Origin of the sequence: Roseitalea sp. MMSF_3546, assembly GCF_030732865.1 — a bacterium.
Taxonomy (GTDB): Bacteria; Pseudomonadota; Alphaproteobacteria; order Rhizobiales; family Rhizobiaceae; genus Roseitalea.
The window spans coordinates 19,732-28,510 of the sequence record NZ_JASHKB010000034.1; the positions used below are offsets into that span (position 1 = coordinate 19,732).

The window sequence follows — 8,779 nt, forward strand, 5'->3', positions numbered from 1 at the left end:
CGGTTACTCAACCGGAAGGCCGGTCGCAAGCGAAAGCTGCTGCGCCGCGTCGGCAACCGCGTCCGTGGCACTGTCGTAGCCGCCATTGAGATACTTGATCTGCACCGCCGACATGATCGCGGTCGCATCGCCGTAGAAGGGCGTGCCGCGTGAGGGCTTGATCACGGGCAGGGTCTTCAGGATGTCGGCCCACACGGCCTGGCCGCCCCAGAATTCCTGCGGCTGCTGCACGAAGTCCGTGTCGAGCGCGGTCGTCAGCGACGGCACCAAGCCATATTGCATGAGCATGTTCACCTGTGAATCGGGCCGCGCCAGCTTGTGCTTGAGAAACTCGAAGGCGATCTCCGTGTTCTCGGAATTGGCGGCGATCGCCAGCGCCGAGCCACCGAAGTTGGCCGCGCGCGCACCGCCCTCACTGATGCTCGGCATCGCAAAAACGCCCCAAAGGCCGGACTGGTCCTCGGCATTGGTGCGGATCGTGCCTTCGTACCAGCCGCCATACATGTGCGTGGCAACCGTCCCGGCGACCGTCGACTGGATCTTCTCGGTCCAGCCGCCGTCGGTGATCAGATCGGCAGCATCCATCTTCCTGACCACATCGAGCGCTTCGGCGCAGGCGGGTGCGTCCAGCGTGATCGCGGTGGCATCGTCGCTGAAGTAGGAGCAGCCGTTTTCATTGGCGATCATTTCGAAGAATTCCGGGTCGCCATTGATCGACGACTGCGTCATGGTCACGCCATCGTTGGCTTCCTGCACCTTGAGGCCGGCATAAATGAAGTCGTCCCAGGTTACGATCGAGGCGGGGTCCACTCCGGCGTTCTCGTAATAGTCACGCCGGTAGAACATGACGACTGGGCCGCTGTCCCAGGGCATCGCATAGGTTCTTTCGTTGGCCTGGAGTTCGGGTAGTTTGAAGGGCGCGAACTGTGCCTTCATCGCATCGTCAAATCCGAGCGGCTCAAGATCGGCGAAGCAGTCCGGAAACTGGCTCCAGAAGACTTCGGCACGACGGTTCTGGACCGAAACGACATCGGGCAGTCCCGCGCCGCCGGCTGCACACGCCGCCAGCATGCGGTCGAACACCTGCTGAACGCCCAGATCCTCCACCACGACCGTCACGTCGGGATGAGCCTCTTTGAACGAGGGCATGTCGATCGCCAGCGAGGAGGCACCGATGTTCCAGCTCCACACCGTGATCTCGGTTTCCGCCAGTGCCGCTTGGGGCATGGCCAGCCCGGCAACAAGCGCAAAAGCGCCCACGGTCGTCCGTTTCATTTCTTCCTCCCAGAACGCGAAAGACATCGATGGTCCAAACCGTAATTGACGTGACAGCGAAAGGTCAATTATATGATCAAAAATAGTCGAATATTGGACACTCATGACCCGCTCAAGCTCGCTGATCCGTGCATTGGACATCATGACCCTGATCGCCGGGCGACCCGACGGAATCTCGGTGCCGGAGATCGTCGACGCGCTGGCCGTCCCCCGGTCGAACGCGGTCAGGATCGTCAACACGCTGCTCGAATACGGCCTGATCAAGAGGGGCAACGGTCGCCGACTTGTGCCGACCCAGAACTTTCATGACCTGTGTATGCCCGACCGCTACGGCCACCTGCGCCAGAAGTACCGCACTGCGCTGGCCTACATCGCAGGGGAACTCAACGAACTGGTTCTGCTGGGCTTGCAGGAGGGCCAGGGCATCATCCACATCGACTACATCGAAAGCGATCACCAGATCCGCGTCGCGCCGGCCCCGGTCACCCGGCACGACCTGCGCCGCAATGCGATCGGCAAACTGGCGCTGAGCCGCCGAACCGATCTGGTCGAGGAGATCGACGACCCCGCCTTCGTCAACGAACTGATGCGGATTCGCCGCACGGGGGTCGCCTGGAACCGCGAGGAGACCACACCCGGCATGATCGCCATGGCCTGTCCCGGCTTCAGCAATCGCCCCACGGAGCCGATCATCGCGGTCGCCTGGCCAACCGTCCGATTCAGCGAAGAGGCGGCCAGGACTGCGCTTGAAACCATCGATCAGGCCCGCAAGCGCTTTGCGGGTCGGCGCGGCAGCGCAAAAACCTAAAGCCGCAGGGGGATAATGCCGCATGGCAACGATCGAGTTGCTCGCCCAGACCATCGCCGTCGGACTGCTTGCGGGCTGGCTGGTTCTCGGGGTTCTGGAGAACCTCAGAGCGCCCGACGTCAACCGGGACGTCATCGCATCCATCTTGTCACTGGACCAGCTCAGGCGGGATCAGCCACAGATTTATCAAGCCGTGCGGCGGAACCGGATCGCCCATGAACGCGCGCCCCATCTCTTGTTCAGGCTGATCGTCGCCGCCGAATTCACCGTGGCCGCCTTGCTTGTCGCGGGGACCGTGTCTCTTGTGCTGGCCCTGGCGGGCACCGCATCGGTTGAAACAGCCCGCGCGGTCGCCGCGCTCGGCGCGCTCGGCTTCACCGCCATTTGGGGCTGCTTTCTGGTCGGCGGGCAATGGTTCCACTATTGGGCCTCGCACGAAGGCGCGCAGCTGACCCATTTTGTCATGACCATCTGGGGCCTTGTGACGCTCCTCCTGTTGTTCTGAGTGCGCCCGGCCACCCTTGGTCTGGACCGGGTCCTCGGAGCGTGGTCGCCTAGAGACACCATCTTGCGGTTCCTGGACCGGTCGGTCGACGAGCGCTGGGTGCCGGCTACCGGCCGTCCTTCGTGCTAGCTTCGGCGATGATCTCGTGGAGTTTGGCGGCAACGACGTCCGGCTTGTGGCGCAGCAAGGAGACGTGACCCAGCCCGGCGATTTCGTGCAGATGCCCGTTTCCGGCGAGGTCGGCGACGATCCGGCACATTCCCGGCGGCGTCTGTACATCCTCGGAGAATGCGATGACGTGCATCGGCACCTGGCATTCCGGCAGCCGGTCGCGGCAGTCATAGTCGAGGCAAGCCTGCCACTGGTCGATCAGATCCTGCGGGTCGCGCCCCCCGAAACGCACCGTGTACGCGGCTTTGACCTGCGCCCAAAGCTCGGGCTCGTCGAGCGCCTTGGCGGGATAGGCATATACCCCGTAGTGCACCGGCAGGAAGTAGTCCGGAAGCACGATCCCGTCGCGGCGAAGCCTGATCTCGGCCTCCATCCAGTCGCGTGTGAAGCCGTCAATGTAGGCGGCCGTCCCCATCGGTATCGCGAGGCGCACGAGACCAGGAAAGTCGATGGCGACCGCCTGGGTCAGAAGCCCGCCCATGGAAAGACCGGTGACGACAGCCGGTCCATCGCACAGTTGTTCGATGATCGCGGCGCAGTCCGCCGCCATCGCTTCCATGGTCCAGGGCGCGGCCGGAGCGACGGTGTCGCCCACGCCGCGCGGATCGTAGGAGATGCATCGGAAATGCGATGTGAAATGGCTGAACAGATGAACATAGGCCTCGGCCGGCGAGTCGCCGCCGGGAATGAAGACAATGTCCGGACCGCTGCCCTGCTCGACGACACGCATCGTCACGCCGTCCGTCGTGGAAATGCGATGGGTCGTCGCGTCCGGACCGAGTTGGGGAAATGCAGACATGCTCGGCGTCTCCAGCTTCCGTTGGTCCTACGCCCGGGCTCACTCACCGGGCGGGGCGCCACCGGCGGCGGTCCGCCTGGCGATGAAGGTATCGAGTGCTTCTACGCGACCGGCATCGACCGACGGCGGTGGGACGTGTTCGTCGACAATCCGTTGCCAGATGGCCGTGGCACGCATCGAGGCGTCCAGAGCGCCGCGCTCGCTCCAGGTGCCGAAATTCGACCAGTCGGCCACGAGCGGTTCGTAGAAGGCCGTGCTGTAGCGCTCCATCGTATGGGCGCAGGCGAAGAAGTGACCGCCGGGCTGCACCTCTGACAGGGCCTCGAACGCGATGGCGCCGTCATCGGACGGCGTTTCGGCGCAAAGTTCGGCCAGCCCCTGCACCATCTCCATGTCGGTGATGAATTTTTCCATCGACACCGCGAGACCGCCCTCGATCCAGCCGGCGGCATGGATGACGACCGTCGCGCCGGCGAGCACCGCGCCCCACGCGCTCATTTGCGTTTCATGGGCGGCCTGCGCGTCATTGACATTGGCGGCGCAGCCCGCCGCGTTGCGCCACGGCAGGCCGATGAGGCGCGCAAGCTGCCCCGAGCCAAGGCTGGCCTTGACCTGTTCTGGGGTGCCGAACGCGGGCGCGCCAGACTTCATGTCGACGTTGGAGGCGAAGGCGCCATACATGACCGGCGCGCCGGGTTTGACCAATTGCGTCAGGGCGATCGCCGCCAGCGCCTCGGCGTGGCTGAGGGTCAGGGCGCCGGCGACCGTGACTGGCGCCATCGCTCCCATCAGGCAGAACGGGGTGATGATCGACGGCTGGCTGTGCCGGGCAAAGTCGATCAACCCTTGCGCCATCGGGATGTCGATCTGGCGCGGCGAGTTGGTGTTGATAATGGTGTAGCAGTGGGATGCGCCGGTGAATTCGGCATCCGACAGGCCACGGAAATCGCGCAGCATCTCGAAGCAATCGAGGACCTGCGGCGTGCCGCGCGAAAAGATGAAGGGGATCTTGTCGGAATGCACCAGTTGCGCCCGGGTGAAGGCGTAATGCCGCAGTGCGGGATCGACATCTTGCGGCTCCACGCCCGGGCTCAGCATCTGGATGGCGTCGAAATGCTGGACGAGCTTGGTCAGTTCGGTCGCATCGGCGAGCGTGCCCGGCCGTCGGCCGCGCACGAGGTCCGTCACGTTCGGCGCGCCGGCGCCTGACTGGAAAGCCAGAGTGCCTAGTTGCATGCGAAGATCGCGCTCGGGTGCGGCACCGTGCAGCATGAAGGTGCGGGGCGCCGATTCAATGGCCGACACCACGATGTCGCGGCCGATGAAGACCATTTCGTTGTCCTCGTCGACCCGAGCACCGGCGGCCCGGAAAAGGCGTCGCGCCTCTGGCAGCAAGACCTTGATGCCCAGGTCCTCCAGGACGCGCAACGATGTGTCATGGATGGCCGCGACATGATCGTCCGAGAAGACCCGTTGCGGCGCGAACGGATTGCGCAATTGACGGTAGTTGACCTGCCGCGCGCCGCCGGACCGCGCGCCGCCGGACCGCTCGCCGCCGGATCTGCGCCGCCGCCGCGATGTCCGTCCGCCTGCTTCCTCCAAACCGCCCATTTCTTCCAAACCATCAGTTCTTCATCGAAGGAACAGATGCACCAGGGTTCGCCGGCGCCGGGCTGCTACCCGATGGAGCCCAGGGAACGCCAGAACGGACCGGCCCAGCCGTCATCCGGATCGGCCATCGGACCATAATACGGGAGTCCTTCCTCCGTCTAGACAGAAGTGTCTAGTGCCGCCGGCGGCCCGCAACGAACGCAGATCAGGTCCCCGCGCCCGGCCGTGATGGACGCTCTCACATGCCGTTGCGCGGGATCACGAACTCCCACGCTGCCTCATGGAAGAGCGCGTCTCCGTTCCAGCATCTGACGGTTGCCTTCAGGTGGAACTCAGTCTTCGTCGCACGCTGCTGCGAGAACGTCTCTATTCTTGTTTTCCAGTCCTCGCGCTCGAAGACGCTCTCCTGCGCCATCGACGCCTGTGCCGATAGCGGATCGTCCGGGAGAATCGCGTAGATCCGTTCGGAGATGTCGCCAAGTTCGGTGCCGGTGTCGTCGAGCCGCACGCGGCCGACGGGGCCGAAAACGCCGCCGTCGATGAAGAGCCGCTGCGTTTGCAGGCCCGTCGCCAGATCGGTCGTGATGGTTCGCTCGAGGGCGCCGGACGTCACCGTCGTGACCTTGGGCGCACGGTCGTCGGGATGAGGCTCCGGCATGGCGCGCGGCGCGGGCGCGTCGGCCGTCATCCGGCGCACGGGAAGTTCAAGCGTCGAGGCGCCGGGCCGGACCGTCAGCGTCACCGGTTCGGGCGATGGCCAGAGGATCGGCCAGTAGGCCGATGCGATCTGGACGGCGAGACGATGGCCGGCCGGCATTCGATAGGCGATGCCGTGAAGCGGAATGATGACCGCCATCTCCTCGCCAGGCACCACGGGCTCGGGCTCGGTGCCACCGTTCCGGTGCATCAGATTGCAGAAGCCCCGGGTGATCAGCGTCTGGGCGCCGTTCGGCGCCTCGTCGATCAGGAGCGCCGCGACGAAGGCCTGCGGCCGGTCGGCGGCCACCTTCAGGGCAATCGACGGCTGGCCGAGAATGTCCATCGGCGCGTCGAGCACTTCGCTGCGAAACTGCAATGCGCCGCCCGCATCGATGCGGCAATCGGCTGGCATGTCGCCGGCGACCGCAAACGAGCACATGTCTCCGCCCGCCGAGCCGAAGGTCTGCGGCGAACAGACCGACATGGCCGCGCCGCCGACGGCTTCTTTGGCCAGCGTCCCCGCGTTCAGCCAGAACGCGCCGATCGTCACGTTCGGCGACGGCCATGAGGGTTCTTCAACCCAGCGGCCGGGCCGTTCGGCATGGCTGCCGGCCGGGCGCGCGGCATCCTGCATCCAGAAGCGCAGCGGTGGCTCGTCCATCAGGCCCGTATCCCTGCCCTTCAGCCAGTGGTCCCAGAAACCGATGACCTCGCCCAGGAAGTCGGCTCGCGGTCGGGGCGAGCCCTCATGCGGATAAAGATGTGCCCAGGGCCCCATCAGCACCTTTACCGGCCCCTTGAGCCGCTCGGCGATCCGGAACGGCGTGTCGCGGAACAGGTCCGCCCAGCCGCCGAAGAAATAGACAGGGATCCGGACAGCGTCATAGCTCTGCGAGATCGATCCGCGTCGCCACATGGCGTCATGGGTCTGGTGTTCCAGCCACAGGGCCGGCCAGAACCGCATCCCGTCAAGCCGCGCCTTCCACATCGCCTCCCAACGGTCCGCGCCGACGATCTGCGGGTCGGGCGGCATGGCGTTGTAGAGCTGCATGATCGAACCCCACCAGAAATTGTCGTTCGCCAGGACGCCGCCATAAAAGTGAATGTCCTCCAGCCAACGGTCGTCGGTGCCCTTCACCGGGGCGATCGCCTTGAGCGCCGGCGGCTGGAGCGCGGCGACATGGAAGGCGGTGTAGGCGCCCCAGGACTTGCCGAACATGCCGACATTGCCGTCGCACCAGTCCTGCGCGGCGATCCAGGCGACGACATCGGCTCCGTCCTGGATCTCCTGGTGCGTGTACTCGTCCTCCATCAGGCCGTCGCTGTCGCCGGACCCGCGCATATCGACCCGGATGGCGGCATAGCCGGCCTCGGCGAAATGCGGATGCATGGATTCGTCGCGCATCCGCGTGCGGTCGCGGCGGCGATAGGGGATGTACTCCAGCACCGCCGGCACCGGCTCGTCCTTTGCCTCCGGCGGCAGCCACAAGCGTGCGGCCAGGCGCGCGCCGTCGGGCATGGGGATCCATACGGTTTCGATGACCTGAGCCGATCTGTCGTCTTGCATGAACGCTCCTTCAATTGGCCGGCGGTCGGGCGCCCGGTTTCAGCGGAAAATGGCAGGACACGCCGACATCGTCGCGGCCGGCCGGCCGGGGCGGCTCGCTTCGGCAGCGCTCTTGCCGCCAGGGACAGCGGGTGTGGAATTCGCAGCCCGTCGGGCGTGACAGAAGCGAAGGCACCTCGGCCGGCAGGGCGATGCGGGCGCGCGCCTTGTCGGGGTCGGGCTCGGGATTGGCCGACAGAAGGGCAGCGGTGTAGGGATGCCGCGGCGCGTTGAACACGGCCTCCGTCGGCCCGGTTTCGACAAACCGGCCAAGATACATGACCGCCATACGGTCGGCGACATGATGGACGACGTGCAGATTGTGGGTGATGACCACCATGGCCAGTCCGAGCCGCTCGCGCAGTTCGTTCAGCAGATTGAGGACCTCGCCCTGAACCGAGACGTCCAGGCCCGCGGTCGGTTCGTCGGCGATGACCAGAGCGGGATCGAGCGCGATCGCGCGGGCCACGCCGACGCGGCGCGCCTGTCCGCCCGACAATTGATGCGGATAGCGGTCGGCGAACTCGGCCGGCAGCCCGACCAGCGCCAGAAGCCGCCGCGTTTCCACCGCAAGATCACGGTCGTTCAAGCCGTGAATCCGGAACGGCTCGGCGATCAGCGCACCGACCGTCAGGCGGGGAGACAGCGATCCGACCGGATCCTGGAACATCATCGCCATGCGGCGCCTGAGCGACCGCATCGCCGGCCGCGCCATACCGACGACCTCGTCGCCCTCGAACCGTATCGAGCCCGCCGAGACCGCCTGAAGCCCGTTGATCGCGCGGGCAAGCGTGGTCTTTCCCGAGCCGCTTTCGCCGACCAGCGCGAAGGTTTCCCCACGGGCTACGTCAAAGCTCACGCCAGCCACACCCAGGATGGATGCCGGTTGGCCTACAATCCGATCGGCGAGACCGCCCACGGAGAAACGCACCTCGACATCGCGTACGGTCAGGATCGGTTCTCCGTTCATGGCGCGACCAAGTCCCTCTCCGGTCGCTCGGCGAGCCAGCACCGGGCCCGATGCCGTCCGCCGTCGAGCACCGTCTCCCCAGGCGCTTCGGCGCAGACGTCATGGACCCGATGGCAGCGACTGGCGAAGATGCAGCCCGCCGGCCTGTCGCGCAGATCCGGTATCGATCCGGGAATGGTCGGCAGGACGCGGCTGCGCTCGCTCTGGCGCGCGGGATCGCATTCCAGCAGCCGATCGGTGTAGGGATGGCGCGGATGACAATCGGCGTCCAATTTTGACCCCGGATCGGCGTCCAATTTTGACCCCTCCGGCATTCGCTGATTGGCGGGCTGCCA

General features: G+C 65.6%; 8 protein-coding genes. 2 read left to right on the forward strand and 6 right to left on the reverse strand.

Annotated features, from left to right (window positions below; genetic code table 11):
• Nucleotides 1-3 precede the first annotated feature (3 nt).
• On the reverse strand, nucleotides 4-1,275 hold the full coding sequence (locus RBB34_RS18185; RefSeq protein WP_306120670.1) for an ABC transporter substrate-binding protein: 1,272 nt from the start codon (nucleotides 1,273-1,275) through the stop codon (nucleotides 4-6).
• A 103-nt stretch (nucleotides 1,276-1,378) separates the two neighbouring features.
• Between RBB34_RS18185 and RBB34_RS18190 the strand changes: the two genes are divergently transcribed.
• The gene (locus RBB34_RS18190) at nucleotides 1,379-2,083 is read left to right on the forward strand and encodes a helix-turn-helix domain-containing protein (RefSeq protein ID WP_306120671.1); all 705 of its coding nucleotides are present in this window, start codon (nucleotides 1,379-1,381) and stop codon (nucleotides 2,081-2,083) included.
• Between the two features lie 22 nt (nucleotides 2,084-2,105).
• Nucleotides 2,106-2,588, forward strand: a complete 483-nt coding sequence (locus tag RBB34_RS18195) for a DUF2165 family protein (RefSeq protein WP_306120672.1) — start codon at nucleotides 2,106-2,108, stop codon at nucleotides 2,586-2,588.
• A gap of 106 nt (nucleotides 2,589-2,694) precedes the next feature.
• Here the strand turns inward: RBB34_RS18195 and RBB34_RS18200 are convergent, their stop codons facing one another.
• The 5 genes from RBB34_RS18200 to RBB34_RS18220 form a co-directional block, all read right to left on the reverse strand.
• Nucleotides 2,695-3,558: an alpha/beta hydrolase gene (locus RBB34_RS18200; protein ID WP_306120673.1), complete on the reverse strand. Its 864-nt coding sequence runs from the start codon at nucleotides 3,556-3,558 to the stop codon at nucleotides 2,695-2,697.
• A gap of 39 nt (nucleotides 3,559-3,597) precedes the next feature.
• Nucleotides 3,598-5,169, reverse strand: coding sequence for a trimethylamine methyltransferase family protein (locus RBB34_RS18205; protein ID WP_306120674.1), 1,572 nt, complete (start codon nucleotides 5,167-5,169; stop codon nucleotides 3,598-3,600).
• A 238-nt stretch (nucleotides 5,170-5,407) separates the two neighbouring features.
• Nucleotides 5,408-7,435, reverse strand: a complete 2,028-nt coding sequence (locus RBB34_RS18210; protein ID WP_306120675.1) for a CocE/NonD family hydrolase — start codon at nucleotides 7,433-7,435, stop codon at nucleotides 5,408-5,410.
• Nucleotides 7,436-7,445: 10 nt separating this feature from the next.
• Complete coding sequence (locus RBB34_RS18215) at nucleotides 7,446-8,333, reverse strand: ABC transporter ATP-binding protein (RefSeq protein ID WP_306120676.1); 888 nt, start codon at nucleotides 8,331-8,333, stop codon at nucleotides 7,446-7,448.
• 107 nt (nucleotides 8,334-8,440) lie between these two features.
• Nucleotides 8,441-8,779: oligopeptide/dipeptide ABC transporter ATP-binding protein (locus RBB34_RS18220; protein ID WP_346432551.1), on the reverse strand; the 339-nt coding region annotated here is incomplete at its 5' end.